Source organism: Paenibacillus massiliensis 2301065 = DSM 16942 (assembly GCF_000377505.1).
Taxonomy (GTDB): domain Bacteria; phylum Bacillota; class Bacilli; order Paenibacillales; family Paenibacillaceae; genus Paenibacillus; species Paenibacillus massiliensis.
Window position 1 is genome coordinate 161,696 of sequence record NZ_KB898186.1, and the last position, 22,771, is coordinate 184,466.

General features: G+C 50.7%; 18 protein-coding genes. 12 read left to right on the top strand and 6 right to left on the bottom strand.

The window, feature by feature from the left end; genetic code table 11:
* Positions 1 to 220: 220 nt before the first annotated feature.
* From mqo to D328_RS0104685, 4 genes are all read left to right on the top strand, one after another.
* Positions 221 to 1,741 (top strand): malate dehydrogenase (quinone), encoded by a 1,521-nt coding sequence (gene mqo, locus D328_RS0104670; RefSeq protein ID WP_018883801.1) that lies wholly within the window; start codon positions 221 to 223, stop codon positions 1,739 to 1,741.
* 272 nt (positions 1,742 to 2,013) lie between these two features.
* Positions 2,014 to 2,895, top strand: coding sequence for an AraC family transcriptional regulator (locus D328_RS0104675; RefSeq protein WP_018883802.1), 882 nt, complete (start codon positions 2,014 to 2,016; stop codon positions 2,893 to 2,895).
* 312 nt (positions 2,896 to 3,207) lie between these two features.
* Positions 3,208 to 4,248, top strand: a complete 1,041-nt coding sequence (locus D328_RS0104680) for a sugar phosphate nucleotidyltransferase (RefSeq protein ID WP_018883803.1) — start codon at positions 3,208 to 3,210, stop codon at positions 4,246 to 4,248.
* A gap of 119 nt (positions 4,249 to 4,367) precedes the next feature.
* Entirely contained in the window at positions 4,368 to 6,173 is a 1,806-nt protein-coding gene (locus tag D328_RS0104685; protein WP_026281007.1) for a glycosyltransferase family 8 protein, read from the top strand.
* Between the two features lie 9 nt (positions 6,174 to 6,182).
* Here D328_RS0104685 and D328_RS0104690 read toward each other — a convergent pair whose 3' ends face one another.
* Positions 6,183 to 6,476 carry a hypothetical protein gene (locus tag D328_RS0104690; RefSeq protein WP_205622111.1) on the bottom strand — a complete coding sequence of 98 codons (294 nt, stop codon included), beginning with the start codon at positions 6,474 to 6,476 and terminating at the stop codon, positions 6,183 to 6,185.
* 265 nt (positions 6,477 to 6,741) lie between these two features.
* Between D328_RS0104690 and D328_RS0104695 the strand changes: the two genes are divergently transcribed.
* The 4 genes from D328_RS0104695 (at position 6,742) to D328_RS0104710 (ending at position 13,118) form a co-directional block, all read left to right on the top strand.
* Positions 6,742 to 7,095, top strand: a complete 354-nt coding sequence (locus D328_RS0104695) for a hypothetical protein (protein WP_018883805.1) — start codon at positions 6,742 to 6,744, stop codon at positions 7,093 to 7,095.
* Positions 7,096 to 7,300: 205 nt separating this feature from the next.
* Positions 7,301 to 11,284: a glycosyl hydrolase 53 family protein gene (locus D328_RS28355; RefSeq protein WP_018883806.1), complete on the top strand. Its 3,984-nt coding sequence runs from the start codon at positions 7,301 to 7,303 to the stop codon at positions 11,282 to 11,284.
* Between the two features lie 459 nt (positions 11,285 to 11,743).
* Positions 11,744 to 12,661, top strand: coding sequence for an HPr(Ser) kinase/phosphatase (gene hprK, locus D328_RS0104705; RefSeq protein WP_018883807.1), 918 nt, complete (start codon positions 11,744 to 11,746; stop codon positions 12,659 to 12,661).
* Positions 12,662 to 12,815: 154 nt separating this feature from the next.
* A complete protein-coding gene (locus D328_RS0104710; RefSeq protein ID WP_154658965.1) occupies positions 12,816 to 13,118 on the top strand; it encodes a hypothetical protein in 303 nt (100 codons plus the stop codon).
* A 78-nt stretch (positions 13,119 to 13,196) separates the two neighbouring features.
* Here the strand turns inward: D328_RS0104710 and D328_RS0104715 are convergent, their stop codons facing one another.
* The 5 genes from D328_RS0104715 to D328_RS0104735 all read right to left on the bottom strand — a co-directional run bounded on the left by D328_RS0104715 (position 13,197) and on the right by D328_RS0104735 (position 18,227).
* Complete coding sequence (locus D328_RS0104715; RefSeq protein ID WP_018883809.1) at positions 13,197 to 13,994, bottom strand: AIM24 family protein; 798 nt, start codon at positions 13,992 to 13,994, stop codon at positions 13,197 to 13,199.
* 329 nt (positions 13,995 to 14,323) lie between these two features.
* Positions 14,324 to 15,301: a FecCD family ABC transporter permease gene (locus D328_RS0104720; protein ID WP_018883810.1), complete on the bottom strand. Its 978-nt coding sequence runs from the start codon at positions 15,299 to 15,301 to the stop codon at positions 14,324 to 14,326.
* Positions 15,298 to 16,341, bottom strand: a complete 1,044-nt coding sequence (locus tag D328_RS0104725; RefSeq protein ID WP_018883811.1) for a FecCD family ABC transporter permease — start codon at positions 16,339 to 16,341, stop codon at positions 15,298 to 15,300. The genes D328_RS0104720 and D328_RS0104725 overlap by 4 nt, the downstream gene beginning before the upstream one ends.
* Before the next feature lies 1 nt (position 16,342).
* Positions 16,343 to 17,326: an ABC transporter substrate-binding protein gene (locus tag D328_RS0104730; protein ID WP_018883812.1), complete on the bottom strand. Its 984-nt coding sequence runs from the start codon at positions 17,324 to 17,326 to the stop codon at positions 16,343 to 16,345.
* Positions 17,327 to 17,420: 94 nt separating this feature from the next.
* On the bottom strand, positions 17,421 to 18,227 hold the full coding sequence (locus D328_RS0104735; protein ID WP_018883813.1) for a helix-turn-helix domain-containing protein: 807 nt from the start codon (positions 18,225 to 18,227) through the stop codon (positions 17,421 to 17,423).
* Between the two features lie 177 nt (positions 18,228 to 18,404).
* Here D328_RS0104735 and D328_RS0104740 point away from each other — a divergent pair, with 177 nt between their 5' ends.
* The 4 genes from D328_RS0104740 to D328_RS0104755 all read left to right on the top strand — a co-directional run bounded on the left by D328_RS0104740 (position 18,405) and on the right by D328_RS0104755 (position 22,766).
* Complete coding sequence (locus tag D328_RS0104740; RefSeq protein WP_018883814.1) at positions 18,405 to 18,824, top strand: Rrf2 family transcriptional regulator; 420 nt, start codon at positions 18,405 to 18,407, stop codon at positions 18,822 to 18,824.
* A gap of 217 nt (positions 18,825 to 19,041) precedes the next feature.
* Positions 19,042 to 19,899: an SDR family oxidoreductase gene (locus tag D328_RS0104745; RefSeq protein WP_018883815.1), complete on the top strand. Its 858-nt coding sequence runs from the start codon at positions 19,042 to 19,044 to the stop codon at positions 19,897 to 19,899.
* A gap of 380 nt (positions 19,900 to 20,279) precedes the next feature.
* Complete coding sequence (locus tag D328_RS0104750) at positions 20,280 to 21,677, top strand: SMI1/KNR4 family protein (protein WP_018883816.1); 1,398 nt, start codon at positions 20,280 to 20,282, stop codon at positions 21,675 to 21,677.
* A 54-nt stretch (positions 21,678 to 21,731) separates the two neighbouring features.
* Entirely contained in the window at positions 21,732 to 22,766 is a 1,035-nt protein-coding gene (locus tag D328_RS0104755; RefSeq protein WP_018883817.1) for a formylglycine-generating enzyme family protein, read from the top strand.
* Positions 22,767 to 22,771: the final 5 nt, after the last annotated feature.

The window sequence follows — 22,771 nt, forward strand, 5'->3', positions numbered from 1 at the left end:
CTACGGGGAGGGATATGGTTCTTTCTTTATTTAACGGTTTTACCATACAATTTTTCTTAAAAATTTCGAAAAATTATTAAAATCTTTAAGTAATAGTGATACACTAATATCAAAATCATCCAGAAAGTTGTGTGTGAGTAGGTGACACACGGATTTGTTAGGCGACTAAGCAGGAGCGCAAGCATCCTTCCTGCAAATTGTAGGGGAGAAGGACGGTATAATGAGTAACCGAGAATTGAACACAGACGTTATTTTAATTGGTGCCGGAATTATGAGTGCAACGCTGGGAGCACTGCTAAAGGAATTAGTGCCGGAATGGTCAATATCCGTGTATGAACGGCGAGCCAGTGCAGGCGAAGAAAGCTCCAACGAATGGAATAATGCCGGTACAGGCCATTCCTCGCTGTGTGAGCTGAATTACACCGTAGAACAACCGGATGGATCTATTGATATAAGCAAGGCTATCAAGGTCAATGAAGAGTATCAATTTTCGAAGCAATTTTGGTCATATCTTGTGAGCAGCAACCGGATTTCAGATCCGCGAGACTTTATCGTACCCGTACCACATATGAGCTTTGTGCAGGGCGAACAAGATGTGATTTTTTTAAAGAAGCGTTTTGAAGCGCTTTCAGAAAATCCGTTGTTCGAAGGCATGGAATTTACAGACGACCCGGCCAAGCTGGCTGAGTGGATTCCGCTAATGATGGAGAATCGGGTAAGTAACCGACCGCTAGCAGCGACCAAGATCGACTCTGGTACAGATGTTAACTTTGGCGCTTTAACGCGCATACTATTCAAGCATCTGCAGCAGAGCAACGTGAACATTCATTATAATCATCAGATCGAAGATATAACACGGAATGCAGAAGGCCTGTGGGAGCTGAAGGTGAAAAATCTGGAAAGCGGTGTCACAGAGCGTCGCTCCGCCCGATTTGTCTTCATCGGCGGCGGTGGCGGCAGTCTTCATTTGCTCCAGAAATCGGGTATTCCAGAAGGCAGAGGAGTTGGAGGGTTCCCGGTTAGCGGGCTCTTCATGGTATGTAAGAAGCCGGAGATCGTTGCCAAGCATCGTGCCAAGGTCTATGGAAAAGCCTCCGTCGGTGCACCGCCAATGTCTGTACCGCATCTGGATACACGAGTGATCGATAAGAAGGAGCTATTGTTCTTTGGGCCTTTTGCAGGATTCTCACCCAAATTCCTGAAGTTCGGCTCTATCCTGGATCTGCTCACCTCTGTCAAGCACGATAATCTGCTGACGATGCTGGCGGCAGGTGCGAAGAACTTCCAGTTGACCAAGTATCTCATCGGGCAAGTCATGCTATCCAAGGAGCAACGCATGGAAGCTCTGCGTGAATTTGTGCCTGATGCGAAAAGTGAAGATTGGGAGCTGGTCGTCGCAGGCCAACGCGTGCAGATTATCAAGGATACGCCAGCCGGTCGCGGGACGCTTCAATTCGGTACAGAGGTCATCAGCGCAGCAGATGGCTCGATCGCTGCTCTGCTGGGAGCCTCGCCAGGTGCATCAACAGCAGTCTCCGTTATGCTGGAGGTCATTCAAAAATGCTTCCCGCAGCAGCTGCCTGCCTGGGAGGCGAAGATCAAGGAGATGATCCCGTCGTATGGGGTGTCCTTGTCCAAAAATCCGGAGCTTCTGCAGGAGATACACAGAAATACCAATCGTGCGCTGGCATTGACCAACGAAACATGGGAGCAAGAGGAGAAGAAGGCGGTCAGCAATTAATTAAATCATGCTCCATTGGGAGCGTGGATATACACATCTTAGAGGGTGTGGCACGAAGGAGGGGGGAGCCCCTCTTTTTTGTTGTTTCTTCAATATTATTGATATGATGGTTGGAGTGACGAGCAATTCTAGAACGGTTAGTGACGATTATGCTGATTATAATTAGTCACGTTGGTGTGCTCATCCTACGTCACGGCTGCCTGCCGTATGGTGCATGAAATGTCGGAAAGGGCGACATTGCCTTTGCTATGCTTGATTAGGGAGGTGCTGACATGGATTCATTGGGGCAATTGAACAAAGCGTTGGATTACATTGAGGCGAATTTGACAGAGTCTGTGGATTATAAGGAGGCGGCCAAGATCGCCTGCTGCTCTGAATACCACTTTACACGAATGTTCTCATTTCTTGCGGGTATACCTCTGTCCGAATATATTCGGCGGCGACGCCTGACACTGGCTGCTTCGGAGCTAAGCCGGGGGAACAACAGAATCATAGATGTTGCGTTGAAGTATGGATATACCTCGCCAGACTCCTTTACGAGAGCCTTCCAGGTCTTGCATGGTATCACGCCCTCGGAAGCCAGAGTTCATGGTCAGCCGCTGAAAGCCTTCCCGAGAATGACATTTCAGTTAACGATCAGAGGAGGCAGTGAGATGAACTATCGTTTGGAAGACAAGGAAGCTTTTCGCATTGTAGGAATCAGGAAAAGGGTCCCGATCCAATTTCACGGTGTCAACCCTGAGATCGCCGCCATGTATGCGACCTTGACACCTGCATGGATTGCCGAGATCAAGGAGCTGTCAAATATGGAACCAGCAGGACTAATTAGTGCATCTATTCATTTCAGTGATGGACGAATGGAAGAGAAGGGAGAACTCGATCATTATATTGGTGCCGCCACGACAGAGCATGCGCCAGAGGGAATGGATCATGTCGAAGTGTCTCCCTCTACGTGGGCTGTTTTTACGGCGGTGGGCCCTTTTCCATCAGCACTTCAGGAGACTTGGGGAAGAATCTACGCTGAATGGTTCCCGTCCTCGGATTATGAGCTGAGCGAGGGGCCGGAGATGCTCTGGAATGAGCACAAGGATACTTCTTCGCCTAACTACAAAAGTGAGATATGGATTCCTGTTCGCAAAAAACGTCAGCAGTAGCTCTATCCTGCATAGCGGTATAGCAACATCAATTGCGCTCATTCCACGAGGGATGGGCGTTTTGGCATGCTCGTGCACTCATGGATCGTAGCTGTATTCCTGCTGTGGTGGTAGCTTCTGCATGTCTGGGCTCTGTGAGGCTGCAAGGTACTAGTCGTTATAAAATGTTCTGAAGAATTGGCAGGGGGATATGAATGTGTCATGGCGGTCTATTAGATACCCAAGCCTTCCTACGAAATATGCATAGTATATAGAGAACTCAAAAAGAACCAGAGTTCGACAAGCGAAGTCTAATCATGGGGGGGAGATGGGATGAAAGGGTTAATCTTGTGTGCCGGACGCGGGACAAGACTCCAGCCTTCCACGTATACCAAGCCCAAGTGCATGTTGCCTGTCAATGGAGAGTATATTCTGGTATCAATCATCAAGCGACTGATTGCTGTGGGAATTAGTGAGATTGGCATCGTGGTAAGCCCTTTACAGAGCGAAATTCAAGAGACGATCGGGACGGGGGAGCGCTGGAACGCATCGATCACCTACCTCCAGCAAAAAGAAGCGAAGGGATTGGCGGATGCCGTCAGATGTGCGCAGTCATTTGTAGCGGACTCACCCTTTTTGTTGATGCTTGGCGACAATGTGTACGATGGGGAACTGTTGCCACTGATTCAATCGCTGGAGAACAGGAAGGCGGCGGCTTCCATATTGCTGCAGCAGGTGAAGGACCCGCGTCAATTCGGGGTAGCGGTCGTCCGGGAGGGACGGATCATTCATCTTGAAGAGAAGCCTAGTGTTCCCCAGTCTGATCTGGCTATCATCGGTGTGTATGCCCTGACTGCGGCGATCTGGCCAGCCATTGAGCAACTGAAGCCATCTGCACGCGGTGAATACGAGATGACTGACGCGATCCAACGGCTGATTGCAGGGGACAAGCATGTAGCTTACAGTATTACTTCAGCTCGATTTTTTGATATAGGTACACATGAACGTTGGCTTGAGGCCAACCAGTATACAATGGATCAGGACCCTGATAATTTTACGAGACCAGCCCATCTGGACCCTTCAGTGCAGTGTATACCTCCAGTCAGAGTTGATCCGACGGCCCGTATCACGAACAGCGTCATCGGGCCTTATGTCTATGTTGGGCCAAGCAGTATTGTCGAGCATAGCATTCTGAAGAACAGTATTCTGACCGAGCAAGTGGAGCTGTCCCATATTCATGCAGAAGATAGTGTATTCGGGTCTCGCGTACGGCTAAAGGAACAGACAACCCAAGCAAGTCCTGCGCGTCATATCTTGGGAGATCAGGCGACGGTCACCAGAAGCCCATCCAATGTGAAGGATGGTTCAAAATAAACCGGGCATGCCTTGGGGATGAGTCCAATCCAGTGCTGGGGATACACATACCCTAAAGTATTCTAATGCATTAGACCATTATGCAAAAGAAAACTTCCAAGGGGTAGGTGATCCTGAGCATGGTTGAGTTGGTATTAACGCTCAATGATAAAGACGGGAGCTACACGAAGCATGCAGGCGTAGTGCTTGCATCCGTGTTCTCCCACACCCAGCAGACACTGAATGTACACATTGCGCATGATGACACCGTTAGTGAAGAGAATATTTCGAAACTGATCCAGTTGGCAGAGGACTTCGGTCATAACATTTACTTTTATCGTGTAGAGATCCCGGAGGATCTTAGGGCTGTAGCGGCCACTGTAAAGAAGATTAACTACTGGACGATGGCGAGCATGTTCCGGCTGCTGTTCACGAACTTTATCGAGGCAGAGCGCGTGATCTATCTGGATTGTGATATTCTGGTCAGTCTGGACATCAATGAGCTATGGAGTATTGATCTCGGCAATCGCTACCTCGGTGCTGTTCTGGACCAAGGGGCCAACATGCAGGAATACTGTGCTTCCATAGGTCTAAACGGAGCGCGGTATTTTAACTCCGGGGTGATCCTGTTCCATCTGGATAACATCCGCAATCATCCGAGCTGGTATCAAGAAGTGCTTCAATTCATGCAGAGATACCCACTCATGAGATTGCCGGATCAGGATATCCTGAATGCGGTGTATGGTCCCAATTATCTGACACTGGCTAAACGATTCAATACCTTCGCCTATGATGAGCTGGATCTGAGCAATAAGATTGTTCACTTCGCCGGCGATTCGAAATGGTGGGAGCCCGACTCTCCAGCATTTCCATTGTATAATCACTTCTTATCCATGACGCCATGGGGTAAGGAGCTGCCGGCAGCCGAAGGAGTTCATACAGATCAGGCTGTTGTCCCTGTGGATGCACCTTCAAAAGTTGTACATCTTGTGGGAGAGTCGACGCCTGAAGCTCAGCAGGAAGCACATCATGCTGCAGTACAGCAGGCTGAAGTGCAGCACGCCGCAGCACATCTCGCTGAAGTCCAGCAGATTGAAGTCCAGCACGCCGCAGCGCATCATGAAGCAGTGCAGCAGATTGAAGTCCAGCATGCCGCAGCGCATCATGAAGCAGTGCAGCAGATTGAAGTCCAGCATGCCGCAGCGCATCATGAAGCAGTGCAGCAGATTGAAGTCCAGCATGCCGCAGCGCATCATGAAGCAGTGCAGCAGATTGAAGTCCAGCATGCCGCAGCGCATCATGAAGCAGTGCAGCAGATTGAAGTCCAGCACGCAGTAGCGCACCATGCCGCAGTACAACAAGCTGAAGCGCACCATGGTGCAATACAGCAAGCTGAAGCACAGCAAGCAACAGCAAGACATGAAGCAGCACAACATATAGTAGCTCAACATGCAGCGCAGCAAGCGGCAGCATACCACGCAGCCGTACAGCATGAAGCAGCCCATCAAGAAGCCGCACCGCTGGTAGCAGCCCAGCATGAGGCCTATCATGCAGCTGTCGAGCACGTAGAAGAGCATGCTGCGGATGTGCACCATGCAGAGGCACAGCCTGTGGAAGCAAGAGCAACCATACAGCCAGCGCCTGTGCTGCCACTTCAGCCGCTCTCCATCGGGGTGAAGCCGCGAGTGGAGAAGAGATGTCCGGTGAAGCGGCATAGACTACTGTATGGCAAAGCACGGCGCTTGAAGATCAAATGGAGAAGAAAGAAATGGCTTCGTGCCAAAGCTCGTCGCTACGCGCGATCCCGTTCTGGCAAAGCCTTGGTAGTCGTGCGCCTGGGGCTGCTCAAGCGTCTGTATGCGAAGAAGAGAGCCATGCAAATTAGACAGCAGAAGCTGCAGAAGTGTGCATTGCGATCGCGTAGAAGCAAGTGTGCCCGACATTAATCAGTGAGGTTAGTGCCGCTGAATGAAGCATGACTCCCACGTCTTCAAGATACTGGCATATTGCTCGTGGTCAGGTTTGGCAAACGGCACACGCTCGATAACTTGCCGAATCACAGTAAAGAGGTCACTCTTCAGCTGCTCATCGCTGGTGTAGGGGGCTATACCTGCCGCATACTGAAAATAAGCATCGCGAGTAGGGAGTTCCTTCATTTCACCAGGCAATAAATCGTTGTCATCCGTAGCCATGATCAATACGGCCTCACCGAACGGTGAGGCCATTTCGACTTGCTCCAGCTTGTCCATTAAGCCCATCAACTCGGGAGTGATTCGGCGGTAGGCTTTCGTGTATGCTCTGTTTTTGGACACAACAGCGATAGAAAATTTAATGGTAGTTCCCTCCTGAAAAAAGAGATTTGGATGCCGTATAATAAAAATTATAGAAATTTGGGATGGACGCGGCAAGGCTCAAGGTATAATGAAGAAGTGAAAATAGGTTAAAAGATATTAAAAGAAGCTAAAGAAGCTAAAAGAAACTAAAGAAGCTAAAAGAAGGGTGGATACCACATCTATGGAACCTCAATTCATCAGTTACAGGTTGGAGAGCGACGGTACAACCTACACGAATGAGAATATTAACGCCTCACTGATTACCGAGTTAATTACCAATCTCGATCTACAGGAATACGTTGTGCTGGCGCCGTCCAGACCGATAGGGAATAGCATATATCTGCAAAGTGCCTTTATGCATGACGAAGGTCGACTAGTAGTAGAAACCCGACTGCAATATGAAGATGGTAGCTTCAAGCATTATAGTCACATCACAGATGATCCTCAAGAAATTATCCCTCTCTTCCTTGATTATTGGGGACAAGAGAAGCTTCCGAATCTCGATGGCTGGCAGGATATCACGCATGAATTTTAATTAGGAAATATAGACAAATATATATTTATATGAAAGTCTTTCACTAACCTTGTCCTAATTGATTGCATAAGCACACAAAATGTTGTGATTGTCTCATGTTGCCGTAGCGACAGGTCTGATATAGTGAAAGCGCAGTTCAAATTGAAAGCGCTTCATATACATAGAGGGTGCTGCGCTCAACAAGACGGTGAGAGGGGATATGCGAATGAGAACAACTAGACAGGCCTGGTCGTTGCTACTGGTCGTGGCCATGGTGCTGAGCATGTGGTCATGGCGGCAGGCGCCTACGGCTGCGGCAGGAGAGGCATGGAGTGTGGCAAACGGAGGGTTCGAGACGGATTGGTGGGCCGATGCCTCATGGCAGGTGACCCCATCAGATTGGGGACAGGTGAGCATCGAGCGCTACAATTATGCCGATGATTCCTTCATGACACCGTATGAGGACACTTATGCATTCAAATATTGGATTAAGGATACAGCGTCAGTCCAACAGGATATTACGATTAGTCAGACGCTGTTGGATGTGCCGGCAGGCAGCTATGAGCTGTCAGTGCATTCCATGGGCGGCGATGGCGAGCAGGCAGGTCAGCTGCAGATTTTTGCCGATGGGGACAGCAGCAGTGTTGCTCCTACTACTGGCTACAACCAGTGGGGAGCGGTGGCGCTCAAGTTCGTGCTGACCGAGGATGCTCCGCAGCTGAGCATTGGCGCGAAGATCAGTGGTCTACCAGAGGCTTGGGGCTATCTGGACGGCTTCGAATTGAAGCAAGTGAGTACGGATACGAGCCAGCCAGTGCAGGCAGATATCTTTGTGAAGAAGGTTGAGGGGCTGAAGTCTGATTTCATCAAAGGTGTGGATATATCGAGCGTGATTGCTCTGGAGCAGAGTGGGGTCCGCTTCTACAACGAGGAAGGGCTGCAGCAGGATCTGTTCCAGACGTTCCAGGAATCTGGCGTGAACTACGTCCGGGTGCGTATTTGGAACGATCCGTATGATACTGCAGGTCGGGGCTATGGCGGAGGTAATAATGATCTGGCCAAGGCCATTGAGATGGGTAAGCGAGCTACTGCGAATGGAATGAAGGTTCTGGTAGACTTCCACTATTCTGATTTCTGGGCCGATCCGGCCAAGCAGCATGTGCCGAAGGCGTGGACAGGCTTGTCCTTTGCTGAGAAGGAGCAGGCTCTGTACGATTTCACCAAGCATAGTCTGGAGCAGCTGCTCGCAGAGGGCGTAGATGTCGGTATGGTGCAGGTCGGCAACGAGACGAACAAGTCGTTCGTGGGCGAGACGGATTGGGCGAAGATCAGTGCTTTGTTCAATAAAGGAAGTCAGGCCGTAAGGTTGGTCGATCCGAATATTCTAATTGCGTTACATTTTGCCAATCCAGAGTCGTCTGGTCGCTATGAATCCTATGCCAAGGCTCTGGCAGATCATCAAGTAGATTACGATGTATTCGCCAGCTCCTACTATCCGTTCTGGCACGGTTCACTGAGCAACCTTACGTCTGTGCTGAAGCACGTGGCAGACACCTATGGCAAGCAGGTCATGGTCGCAGAGACGTCCTACGCCTATACGGCGGAGGAAGGAGACGGACATGGGAATACTGCGCCAAAAAGCTCAGGTCAGACGTTGAACTACCCGATCACGGTACAGGGACAGGCGAACTCTGTCCGGGATGTGATTGAGGCAGTTGCCAAGGTAGGTGATGCAGGGATCGGTGTATTTTATTGGGAGCCAGCCTGGCTGCCAGTCGGACCGAAGGAGAACCTTGAGCAGAACAAGCTGTTATGGGAGCAATATGGCTCGGGCTGGGCAACCAGCTATGCATCCGAGTACGATCCTGACGATGCAGGCAAATGGTATGGCGGCAGTGCGGTTGATAACCAGGCATTGTTTGACTTTACAGGCCATCCGTTGCCATCCATTAATGTGTTCAAGTATGTAAATACCGGAGCAGTGGCTCCACTAAAGGTAGACGGGGTCAAGGACGTGTTGCTTACTGTTCATGATGGTGAACCCGTAACCCTGCCAAGTGTGGTCACAGCCACCTATAATGATGGCAGCACTGGCAAGCTCACGGTAGTGTGGGATCAGGATGCGTTATCTCAGGCTCTGAGCAAGGGGGCAGGTAGCTATACCATTCCAGGGACCGCAAAAGGTGGATATCCAGTGCAGGCACAGCTGGAGATTCTTCGACAGAATCTGCTGAGTAATGGTGGTTTCGAGCAGAGCGACCGAAGCATGTGGGAGATCACGTATGGTGCTGGATTAGCAGCGCATACGGATTATCAGCATAAAGCAGCCGATGCAAAGTCAGGGGAATATTCCTTGCACTTCAATTCAGATCAAGCTGTGGATTTCCAAGTACAACAGACAGTCACTGGTCTGAAACCGGGATACTATGATGTCTCCATGTTCATCCAGGGAGGCAATGCGAATAACGCAGACATGAAGCTGTTCGTAGAGAGCGGAGAACAGAAGCTGGAGGCGGCAACAGGAGTGAGTGGCTGGGTACAGTGGGATCAGCCAGAGCTTCGTGATGTGAAGGTAACGGATGGCACACTCACGGTTGGTGCGCGGATCCGGGCAGATGGTGGAGCATGGGGAACGCTGGATGATTTCTATCTTACGTTCGCTAGAGAATTGGAGGGTGCAGGTTCAGGTGAGGGAGAAGGTCCTGAGCCGAACCCGAACCCAACACCGAACCCAACACCGAACCCAACACCGAACCCAACACCGAACCCAACACCGAACCCAACACCGAACCCAACACCGAGTCCGACTCCTACGCCTTCTGAAGGCTCTAAGGATCGCTCGTCCTCTGGTGGCGGAGTGTCCGCTCCAAGTGAGCAGGTGAAGGTCCAGGTTGATAACGGCTCGAACGGCTTGTCATCGCTCGCTAATGTGACGATTGAGCGCTCCACACAGGCGGATGGCACCAAGAAGGACAAGCTCACTTACCAAGCAGCTCAGGCAGTTGAAGCTGTAGCAGCACTGAGCAAGGACAAGAGCACAGGGCAGCCGGGTATCCGGCTGGTGCTGCCAGATCCCAAGGATGAGGTATCCGAGCTGGAGTTCAATCTGCCAGTAGATACGGCCCGGACGCTGGCGACTGGGGAGCTTAGTCTTGAATTGCACATGAATGCCGTGCGCCTTATTCTTCCAGCCTCCACACTGGCTGCATTGAATGGAGATCGTCAGATGACATTCAAGCCGATCAAGAACGAGACTGCCATTCGAGAGCTCTCGAATCGTGCGAAGCAAGAGCGTATCGTGCAAGCTGCCGCAGGGCAAGGTGAGGTAAGCGTTATTGGTCGCCCTGTTACCATAGATACGAATATTCAAGGACAACAGGTGGAACTGGTACTACCACTGTCACAGCAGTCGCTTCCGGCTGCTGGAGAAGCGCGTGAGGCGTTCCTCAGCAAGCTGGTCGTGTATGTGGAGCATAGTGATGGCACCAAGGAACTGGTACAGCCAACTATTGTACAAGCAGGCGATGTACCTACGGGTCTTGCCTTTACCGTGAACCGCTTCAGTACCTTTGCCCTGCTGTATTTGGAGCAAGGTGAACAAGCGGGTACAGAACAGGCTAATGAAGGACAGACAAGCTCACAGCCGTATATGCAGGGTTATCCGGATGGTACCTTCCGTCCAGACCACACTGTGTCACGGGCGGAGCTGGCCGCTATTCTGTTCCGTCTAAGCACAGGGCAGGAAGAGCAGCTTATCTCCTCTTCTACGGCGAACCAAAGTGTAAGCTATGCTGATGTAGCACAAGCAAGCTGGGCATCGGAGCCGATTGCAGCCGTGACAGCAGCAGGGTGGATGAAGGGCTACAACGAAACGGCCTTCGGACCTGAACGTCCGGTGACGAGAGCCGAGATGGCAGCCGTGCTCGCTCGTTGGGCGAAGCTGGACGGGGAAGCCACGGCTTCGTTCCCCGATGCAGTTGGGCACTGGGCACAGGCTGATATCGCACTTGTGCAGCAAGCGGGCTACATTCAGGGCATGCCTGACGGTACCTTCCGTCCAGACCAGACCCTGAGCCGGGCCGAAGCTGTCACGTTGTTCAACAGGGTACTCAAGCTGGAGGCTGCAGGCGATGCAGCTACTTCTCCATGGTCGGATGTGCCGTCCAGACATTGGGCTTCTGCGGATATTGTCACAGCGACAACCGAGTAGGACTAAGCAGGCTTGGACTAGATGTAGTTATATATTTGAAATAGTTTGAACCTTGGTTTCAGACCAAGATAGTAGATGAGAATCCCCTTACAGAAGACGGTATCCTGAGAGCTATGGAGCTCAGGTACGGTTGAATGCAAGGGGATTTTGTTCATATCAACAATACGGGCCGGCAAGCTGGCTCTATTTCTAGTTGAGCACTTGAAGCTGAATGATTGAATCTAGTTATAGATACACGGATCAGTATATTGGTGAATATATTCACATGAAAGTGGAAGTAAGCTATACTTCTTCTATAAAATAAGCAATACAGGGATAGATTGTAGCGAGTTGACCTTGCCCCATAAGCTCTAGCGGGTCTTTACTAGGGCGGGAATTGTACATTGCCGCCTGTTTTCATATAGTATGTGTAATAACTATGTATTCAGGATACGCCTAGTCGCAGAAGGAGGATAAAATATGAAGTCAATCACCGTGCAGAAATTAATCGACACGTTCAAATTGGAGGTGCTTGCGGGAGCCAGTCGTCTGGATCGCACGGTTACGCGTCCACGTACGCATAGGCCAGGTCTGGAGTTTGTTGGTTACTTCGATTTTTTTCCTATGGAACGAGTACAGGTGCTCGGGCGTAAGGAAATCACCTATCTACTAACGCTTAGTGTAGAGGAACGCAAGCTACATATCGGAAATATTGTCAAATATCATCCGCCATGCTTCATTGTCACGACGGGACAGCAGGAGATCCCATACCTGCAGCTATTCTGCGATCAGGAAGGCATCCCCCTGCTGCGTACATCCGAGACGACGACTGAGTTCATGCCGAAGCTGGATAGCTATCTGGTGAAGGCTCTAGCTCCTGAAATGGCAATCCACGGCGTATGCGTCAATGTCTCGGGCATCGGCATCCTGCTTAGAGGTAAGTCCGGCATCGGCAAGAGTGAGACGACCCATACCCTTATCCGTCGTGGTCATCGCTTCGTGGCGGATGATATTGTGGTCTTGAAGAAGCTAGGACCTGAGACGCTGCTGGGAACACACAATGAGACGACCCGCGAATTCTTGGCGCTACGTAGTATTGGGCTGATTAATGTCGTCAGGCAATATGGGCGGAAGGCATTCCAGGATGAGACGCGTATTGTGCTCGATATCGAGCTATCTCCATGGCGGGAAAATGCACTCAATAACGAACTTGAGGTCGTACCACAGTTCACGGAATATCTGGGTGTCCAGATCCCTCATATTGAGGTCCAGCTTCAGCCAGGACGTGATGTAGCGGGATTGATTGAGGCTGCGGCCAACAATTGGTATCTCAAGCAGCTAGGCTATAGTGCGGCTGAAGAATTCATGCAACGAATTCATGACGGAATGCAGTCCTAAGCGCTGTAGATATGGCTTGGTATAGCCGTGTCACTCTGATGTAGCCCAATAAATCCCCAATATGTCCACGGCTGTAGCCTGTAATGGTTCATATATTTCAGCCGATTATCTTGGCCAATGTTAATTGTGCAGTTGGATTGGAGGAGTCATAAGAATGAATAGAAGGCACAGGCCAGCGATGATTCAGTGGCATCTGGATCCAGCTCGTTTTCCTGACGGTGAATGGCTCCTGGACATGATTGTTTTGCTTGGTGACCATGAGAATCGTCAGGATGGCAGGTCTGTGGGTGGCTCCTGGACAGTACTAGTACGAGTTATGGAGCGCAGCGAAGGTACATGGGATACATTCGGAGATGTCGCCTTTATTACGGACGAGGCGCCGTGGCACCTCTTGACTCCGGGCTTTACTTTCGAGTTGTGGGCGGGACGTGATATTGCAACGGTCACCGTCATGTAAGCACAGGGATGCCCAATGAATGAACCAGCTGAGGGCATCCGCTGAGTGTGTATTTTTTAACCTTCTCTTGAAAATAATTTATGACGTTGGAGGAGAGTGAAAAATGCTATTCGAGTATTTCGTCTGCGGAGCCAGCCACACCATCCCAGTCCCCCGATATACGTTGACCAGTCCTTCACCAGACATAGCTGATCCTAACCGGGTCTTACCGGATTTCTCGACACTGAAGTCCAAGGAATGCGACCACATGATGGCAAAGTCACCATCCACCTTCAGCACATCATTCTGCAGCTCGACGACTACAGCCTCTTCGGTTGGGATCGCTACTTCCACGGCTAGTACGCCTCTACCTCGGGCACTAAGATTGAACAACCCCTCTCCGCCCAAGGCGGCAGAGGATAGCGTCTTGCGCGCGACGACAGACAGCTTAAGCGAATTCTCACACGCCAGGAAAATACCATCCTCCATGACAATTTCATCGTTATCCACATCAATCAGCCATATGTATTTATAGGTGGTCTCTGTCAGGATTGTGCCATTGCCCCGGTAGACTGGCTTGACAGCACTGGTCCCCGTCACTTTGCTTGATATGAGATTTCGTACCAGGCCTCCTACGCCCTGCACACCAGAGGTCATCTCAATGTTACCGACCATGTATTGCATAGCTCCTGAATTCAGAGTCACTTCATTGTTGTTGAGTTCGATCATGAGCTGCTTGCTGCGCATATTACTTTTGCTCATGAAGAAATTGGACTGTGCCTCAGCCAGTGTTGTGCTGCTCAAATCCTCTTTATATTCTATGACTGCAAAGCCGCCAATCTCTTGCTTAATCACAACATTTGGATTATCTTTCAGGTTGTTAATGGTGTATGCCATATATGCTCTTCCCCTGTCTGAAATAATGTGAGTCCATGCTATTCAAAGCTTGTTCTAGGGCTTCTAGGGCTTCCATCCCTTGTCTACCAACAAGCCAGTAACCTGACATTTCTGACATGTGTGCCTGTTCTGAATTTGAACGCTTAACCCACCTCGCCTCTTCACATATTTACCACTCACCCCAGATTATAACGCCTTCCAGATTATAATGAACCAGAATTCCTATATGTTCCTGCTGTTATTTTTGAAATGGACAAATTCACTGTGGCATTACCACTGCTTAATAATAGAAACGTTTGACACATGTAAATTAGTTAAGGGCTCCTTTTTCATTTCATTTTATGCTCCCTGCGTAGCAGATAGATGAAGTAAGGTGCACCAATGATGGCGATCACGATTCCGACCGGGATCTCGCGCGGGATCAAGACAGTCCGACCTACCCAATCACCCAGTAGCATCAGATCGGCTCCAATCACTGCCGCCACAGGCAGACGCCATTGATTGCGGGCCCCGACCAGTGCTCTGGCGATATGAGGAGCCAGCAGACCGATGAAGCTGACCGCGCCAACAGCGGAGACGGCCACCCCTGCCAGGGTAACGGATAGCAGCATCAGCCACAGACGTTCTTTGCGCACGAACAATCCCAGTGACTGGCTGAGATCGTCTCCAATCTGCAGAATATTCAGCTTTCGAGCTTGGAGCCATACGATTGCAAGCATTAATATGATCAGCGGAGCGAGGGGAGTTAACTGATCCCACCCTCTCCCCCACAGACTCCCTGACATCCACAGCAGCGCCATATTCACATTGGCTGGATGAGTCACCATGAAATACTGAATGCCAGCCTGGAACACGGCACCGACGGCGACTCCGACCAGAGCAAGCGACGCCGGAGACAGTGTGAGTCTACGGCTAGTCAGGATTAGAATCAGGAAGGACAGCATGGCTCCGGCAAAGGCGGCTACAGGCATCCATTGTGCAGCCGCGCCCGGAAGCAAGAAGATCAGTGCCACGGCGGCAAAGCTTGCTCCCTGTGTTATACCAATCACGTCAGGACTCGCAAGTGGATTGCGGAGCAGCGATTGCAGAATAGCACCAGCTACCGCAAGACCTGCGCCAGCGCAGATTGCGACCAGTACCCGGGGCAGGCGAAGCTCATGCACGATAAAATAGGACGGGCTCTGCGGTTCTGTTAGTCCGCTAAGAACCTGTGGTGCAGTGATAGGTACTACTCCTGCTGCAATCGAGAGCCAACATAGCAGCACCATTAATACGAGACCGCCGATAAGCAGTATGCCTCTCTTCATCCTTTACCTCCTCCTTGGCGACGAGCTAGATAAATGAAGGCAGGAGCTCCGACAAGTGCCGTTACGATACCTACTGGTGATTCGAACGGGAAAGCAATCCAGCGGCTAATGACATCGGCCAGCAGCAGCAGAATGCTGCCCAGCAGGATCGTGAATGGAGCAAGCAAGGTTAGTCTGCTGCTCTTGCCAAGCAATGCCCTCGCGATATGCGGAACGATGAGGCAGACGAAGCTGATTGGCCCACAGATGGCGACTGCCGAGCCAGCGAGCAGCACTACGAGCAGCATGACCCCGGCTCGGACAGCTTGAAGCCTCGTGCCAAGTCCGACAGCGACCTCATCATCCAGTTCTAGCATGCGCAGCGAGGGTAGCAGGCACACAAGGATGATTAGTGCCCCGCACAGGATAGGAAGCAGCAGTTGTATATGCTGCCAGCTGGCATGATTCACGGAGCCTACTAGCCAGACGATCATACTCTCTGTTGAGTATTGATTTAGGATCATGGCTCCTTCGGTCAACGCAGCGAACAGAAAATGCACCGAGATACCCGCCAGTGCAAGTGTAACGGTTCGCCGGGGACCGCTTCCAGCCAAGGACCAGACGGTTAATGCACCGACGGTAGCTCCTACGAACGCTAGACCGATTGAGGATAGCAGACTGGTGACTGGCAGGAACAGGAGCCCTCCTACCACCGCCAGTGAAGCCCCTGCATTAATGCCGAACACATGTGGAGAGGCGAGTGGATTCTTAGTTACTAGTTGAGTGAGTAGGCCCGCTAGTGCGAGTATTCCACCGACGATGCTCGCTAGAATGGCCCTCGGCAGCCTAAGCGTACTGATATATAGATGCTCCTTGGACGTTGGATCAGCATGCAAAATGGCTTCAAAGATGGTTCGCCACTGAATCTGAGCAGGTCCGACCTTGAGACTGATCAGGAAGCAGATGATGAGTAGCACGAAGCTGCCGAAAAACAGAAGCAGCAGAACCGCTACGCGGTTCTGCTCTTGCTTGGCATGATGGGTATGTGTTGCGTCGCTCATCTTATTGACCCAAGCTTGTCGTAATGTCAGTCATGATCTGCTCCGATCCAAGCAAGCCACGGGACAAAGACCAGTTGCGCCGCTCTACCGTGAAGATGCGATTGTGACTTGCAGCATCGACTTTACTCCACAGCGGATTTTTCTCCCATTCATTGACAACGGTTACTTCCTCGGTCGGCATCAAGAACAGCACCTCAGGATTCAATTCTACAAGCTGTTCAAGTGTCAGCTCAGGATAGGACTTCTCGTTCTGCAGAGGATCGGTGAAGCCCAGGAGCTTGACGATAGAGCCGGTATACGAATGATCCGAGTGGCCGAAGAAGCCTTTGGGATTCACGACAGCTGGAAGCACAGTAAGGCCTGAAGTGGACAACTTCTGCTTGGCACCCTTCACGAGCTCGTCATGCTTCTGCAGGCGTTCTGCCCCCTCCTTCTCTTTGCCTACAGCCTTGGCAATGATATCAAAGTTCTTTAGCATCTGATCATAGTCTGCCTGGAAATCATCCAGCACCAGAACAGGTGCAATTTGTTCCAGCTGAGACAATGCTGCACTGTGTTTGTTAATGTCAGCAATGATGAGATCCGGCTGTACAGAGCTGATCAATTCAATATTGGGCTCATAGCGTGAGCCAAGTGAGGTGTACTGGCCCAGTTGATCCTTGACGCTATCCATGAACAGCTCCGGTGTGCCGTCATCAGCAATGCCTACAGGTTGCACACCCAGCGATACCAGCATATCCGTAAAGCTGAAATCCATGGATACAATCCGCTCGGGTACCTTGTCCAGCTTCACCTTCCCCCGTACATCCTGTATAGTAATGGAACCGGCAGCCGTGCCTGATTCGGTAGTGGCCGCTGATTCTGAATCGGTATGATTTGAGCCTGCAGTAGAACCTGTATTACTTGCCTGACCACAAGCTGCGAGACTTACCGCAAGAATGAGGATTAGACTTAAAGAAAAGAAGTGTTTGATACGATGCAGCATGATGCTCCCCCTTGATAATGATAATTATTATCGGTAATTTTAACACTTCATTTTCTGATTATACATGTCTGAATCCACGATTCATCATGCTGAATTATTCGATTTCTTGAAGCTGCTGTATATACTGGGTCGGGCTGCTCCCCGTGACTTCCTTGAATGTACGACTGAAATGAAAATAATCGTTAAATCCGACGCTGTGTGCTGCCTTCTTGGCAGACGTCTCCCCCTGCGCGAACAGTTGCTTTGCTCGCTCCACGCGGAGCCGTTTGAGGTAGCCGCTCACTGTAAGGCCTGTCTTTTCCTTGAATAAGACACTGTAATGTCCCTTGCTAAGGCCTGTCCGCTCCGCCAGCATAGGCAGTGTCAGCTTAAGCATATAGTGCTCCTCGATATATTGAATGGACTTCTCCATCTGCGAACCCGAGGCTCGTAGCTCTCCACTTAACTGGCTCTCGTACATACAGAAGCTTAGAATTCGCTCCAGCATCATGCGGTTGCGGAATTGCTGTGTCTCCACCTCATCCTTATTTTGTTCCGGTGGATTCTCCTGAGCTTGCAGTAGCCCATCGACCATATATCTGACCTTCACATCGCTTAAGAGACGTTGGGGTCCGTTCCAGTCCCAAGGCGCATGCTCTGGTAAAATTCGATACACAATGACGGTATATTCTGCTGTTCGTCCCGCCGGGATTCGGACCTCAAGCGTTCCAGCTCCTGAGTGGCAGGCGTATCCATGGGATATTGGTATGGACTCCCCCGTCTCCGTCACCATTATTAGGTACCCCTGCAGCACAATGATCAGCTTCTCATATCCCGTCTCAGGTATGATTGTACAAGGCTCATGGAACATTTCTATGTGCTCAAATACCGGGATGACTGCGTTTAGCTGCTCAAAGCTCATGAAAATTCCCCTTTTATATATTTTGCAGTAATTCATATGTGTTCTTAATATAGCATGACTTATGGCTGTTATTTAGCTAATTGTCGACATATGAGGAAGCTGATTTATTTCGTTTTAATAAAGGATTTGACATTTGATCGAGTTGTAACTAGAATGGTTATAACGGTGGTGATCTTAATGAAACAAATTAGCAGCAGGTTCTCGATCGCCGTCCATATTCTGTCCTATGTCTCATGCATGCCTGAACAGTGCACAGGGGATGATATTGCTGATAGTGTGAACTGCAATCCGGTCATTGTACGCAAGATTATGGGAATGCTGAAGAAGGCTGGGCTTGTCGAGGTCCGTGCAGGTATTGGCGGAGCACATTTGACCAAGTCTCCTGAGGAGATTACCCTTCTCGATGTATATCGTGCTGTGGATGTTGCGGAGAATAATCAGCTATTTGGCTTCCATAACCCGGTACCAGCGTGTCCTGTAGGCCATGCGGTGAATACGGAATTAAGCATGCATTTGAAAGCGGCTCAGGATGCGATGGAGCAACGCTTGAATCAGGTTACGATCCAGCACATTATAGCTCAGCCACAGCTACTATAGCGTTCGAGAACGAACATAAGAGGATGGCTGTTTGTGGTGTGTCACACGATATCGGAGAGTGAGTGCTCCAGAGCTTACTCTCTGGTATCTTTTTATAGATGCTCATCAATGAGCCTTTTTTTAACCCCACGTTGTAACTGTATGTGTTATAACTATTTTTGTTACGACGTGGTGATATATACAATAACAATCTCAGATGAATATGGAGGAAATGAACATGGCAAAATTGTTAGTAACAGGAGCAACAGGAAAACTGGGAGCATTGGTGGTTGAGTCCCTACTAAAATGGGTGGAGGCTAAGGATCTGGCGGTCAGCGTACGTGATCCTAAGAAGGCTGAGCATCTAAGCAAGCTGGGTATTGATGTGCGTCAAGGGGACTTCACCGAGCCGGAATCACTGCGTGCTGCATTTGCGGGTATTGATCGTCTTCTCCTGATCTCCAGCGCTAGCGGCGATCGGATTGCGCAGCATAAAGCGGCTGTTGATGCAGCTAAAGCAGCAGGCGTTCAATTCATTGCCTACACCAGCGTAGCTAAGGCCCAAGAGAGCGGGCTGTTCCTGGCACCGGATCATCGGGAGACAGAGAATGCAATTCGTGAGTCAGGCATCACTTATGCTATTTTGCGCAACAACTGGTATTTGGAAAATGAGGCTAGCACCATTCAGGCTGCACTGCAGGGAGCCCCATGGCTGACTTCTGCTGGCAGCGGTAAGGTGAGTTGGGCTGCACGGCGTGATTATGCTGAGGCTGCTGCTAAGGTGCTGGCAACAGAAGGGCATGAGAATGTTATCTATGAGCTGTCCGGCAAGCCTCTGACCCAAGAAGAGCTGGCCGCCTTGGTTCAAGAGGCGAGTGGCAAGGACATTCAAGTTCAACAGGTTAATGATGAGGCCTACACCGAGACCTTGAAGGGTGCTGGTGTGCCTGAGGGAGCATTGCCGTTCCTGTTACTGATACAACAGGGAATTCGTGCGGGCGAGCTGGATGTAGAGAGCACTGACTTCGAGCGCGTATTGGGACGTCCGTTGACTCCTCTGAAGGTTGCACTTGGGCAGATCATCAACCAAGGCTAATGCTCCATTTCGCTTACTAATCTAAGATATTCATTCCCGTAAGCTACGGGAGCTCCCTGCCCGACTCCCGTAGTCGGACCCAGCAGGTTCATATATTAACGAGAGCCTTCCGTATCACTGGAAATATAGTGGTGGAGGGCTCTTGCTGTATTTCGAGGGATGACTTTGTGCTAAGCCACGTAGTTATATGTAGCGGGTATTTGAAAATATAGAACCTCTCGACTATTTCCTAATCGCCCTGAGCTTCTGGTAGAATAATGAGAGCTAATCAGATGCATCCGGATTCCTGCATAGTACCCGTCGCTATCCCTATGCGAGTGAACAGGGTATACGGTTTGCATGCATTCGGAGGCCAAGTGGAAGAGGGAGGTATTACATAGATGGATCAGGAATTAGAAGTGCGTTTGAATCAGTGGCATGAGGATGATGAATTCGATGAGATTGTAGAAGCGATCACGGCAATCCCTTCTGCTGAGCGAGATTATGATATGGTGGGGCATCTGGCCAGAGCCTACAACAATCTGGGCCAATATGAAGAGGCACTGCAGCTGCTGCTGTCTGTAGCAGATCAAGGCGAGGAAGATCCGGTGTGGCAGTATCGAATCGGATATGCCTACTACTACTTGCTTCAGTATCCTAAGGCAGTAGAAGCTTTTGCTAAAGCCCAAGAGCTGGAGCCGGATGAGCATGTAGCGGAATGGGTGGAGATCAGCCAAAAGAAAGCGGAGCGTCATGAGCGGCAAGAGCAGCGTGCAGCAGCAGCAAGGGCCAAGCTGGATCAGAGTCGGGTGAATCTAACAGATGCGGAGCCATTCGCCGGAATGGACCTATCAGAGTTCTGGGACGATTCTGAATATGCCACTACAACCTATGTGTCCGAGCCGCCAACAGAGGAGCTGATTGCCTCCGTGGAGGAGGAACTGGGCTATAAGCTGCCAGCTTCGTACATCGCCTTAATGAAGGTGCAAAATGGTGGCGTACCGCGGAATACGAGCTTTCCAACAGAGGAATCGACCTCATGGGCAGAGGACCATATCGCTATTTCGAGCATTATGGGAATTGGGCGCGACAAGTCAGAATCCCTGTGCGGAGATTCCGGCAGCCGATTCATGATTGAGGACTGGGGTTATCCAGATATTGGTGTAGTGATCTGTGACTGCCCGTCTGCCGGGCATGATGTGGTGATGCTGGATTATCGTGCTTGTGGCAAGGATGGAGAGCCTACAGTCATTCATGTGGATCAGGAAGCGGATTACGAGATTACGTTCCTGGCCCCGGACTTTGAGAGCTTCATTCGTGGTCTGCGTCCAGATGAGGATTTTGAGGTCCCCGAGGAGGAGCGTAAGGCAGAAGAGCTGCACAAGGTGAATACGGGATCATTCTCTCCGTTGCTAACGGAGCTGTGTGCGGCAGTGACGGATGTTGAGGATATTGAGCAAAGGCTTCGTGCCGTCGCAGCGCGCATTGTGGAGGAGAAAGGACATTTTGCGTTGCATGCAGATGAGCTTTCTCTGCTGATGTATGACATACAGTTCTTGCTCTATACCCGTGTGCATCCGAATCCTACTCGCGAGCAGTATCTGGAGGCATATCGGGACATCATTGCCTTTGCGCCGGGGTTCGGGACAGGTGGATATGCGGAAGCCTTCATTACAGACTGGCTGGATGATCGGAATTGGCAGGGCATCATCTTGCGGGATCAGGGCAAGCTCCGGCTGGCTGACCAAGCGGATAGTGATATTATCGCACGTCTGAAGGCTGCTGCTGAGCAGATCTGATTCGCTCGAAGTCGGAGTTGAAGAAGCTGGGGTCTAGCCTGGGGAGGAAGCAGTATGTACAATCCATGGTATCGAACAGGTTGGAAGAGCCTGTCTAGCGATGAGAAAGACACACAGATGCGCGAGCTAGCACGGCTATTGCCACCGGGATTTACCTATGCAGGGTTGAGTCGTTTTGCCCGTCATGGACAGGAGCTGGAGACGGGTGTCTTCGAGCGGACGCACTCCCGCTTTGTGTTCGTTCCGGGTGACCAGATCACGCTTGGTTGGGAAGCGTCTCTGCACCAGATGGACGAGGCTACCCTCACCGAACTGAACGAGAGCACTCCAGAATTTGGCGTTGATAACCTCGAGGAGCTGCTGGGTCAGCAGATGTCTCCTGTTCGTGAGGCGGAGATTACTCCTCTGCTTGTCGAATGTGGCCTGAACTCCCTCGGCTGGACTCAGGTAAGTGCTGAGGAAGCCGCGGAATATGGGGGAGCGGAGTTGCAAGAGGCCATCGCCCATCTCGAAGAACGCAGCAGCCACAGCTATGAGCTGTATCAATCCTTTCGCGTGGAGCGCCGGAAGGACGGTCAGGGCCTTGATTACTATGTGTTTAACGAGGATCTGCTCTTGGAGGAGTTCGTCGAAGAGGTGCATAGTCTGGGTTATGACCTGTTGACGGAGGATGAGTGGGAATATCTATTCGGCGGTGGGGCACGCTCGCTATTTCCCTGGGGGGACAGCTGGAATTACAAAATGAAGCTGCGGCATCTGGAAGAACTGGCGGAGGACCCGCATCAGGACTATGTTCTGGAGCTACCTAATGCCTTTGGCATCCAATTCGCAGGTGACCCCTATAAATACGAGCTGACGGTACCGCATTCGGAGGACTCGAAGCGTTCGGAGCCATTCATACCCAAGGGTGGGGATGGTGGAAGTCTGCTGTGCGGTGGCTCTGGCGTAGTGATGGGCTATCTCCCGGCCACGGCTACTTCGTATCGTGATCCTTTTTATAAGGAGCTGGAGTGGGAAGAGATCATGGATACCATGTACTTTAGAAGAATCGTAAGACTGGAGTCCAGCATTGCAGCGATTCAACAATGATGGAT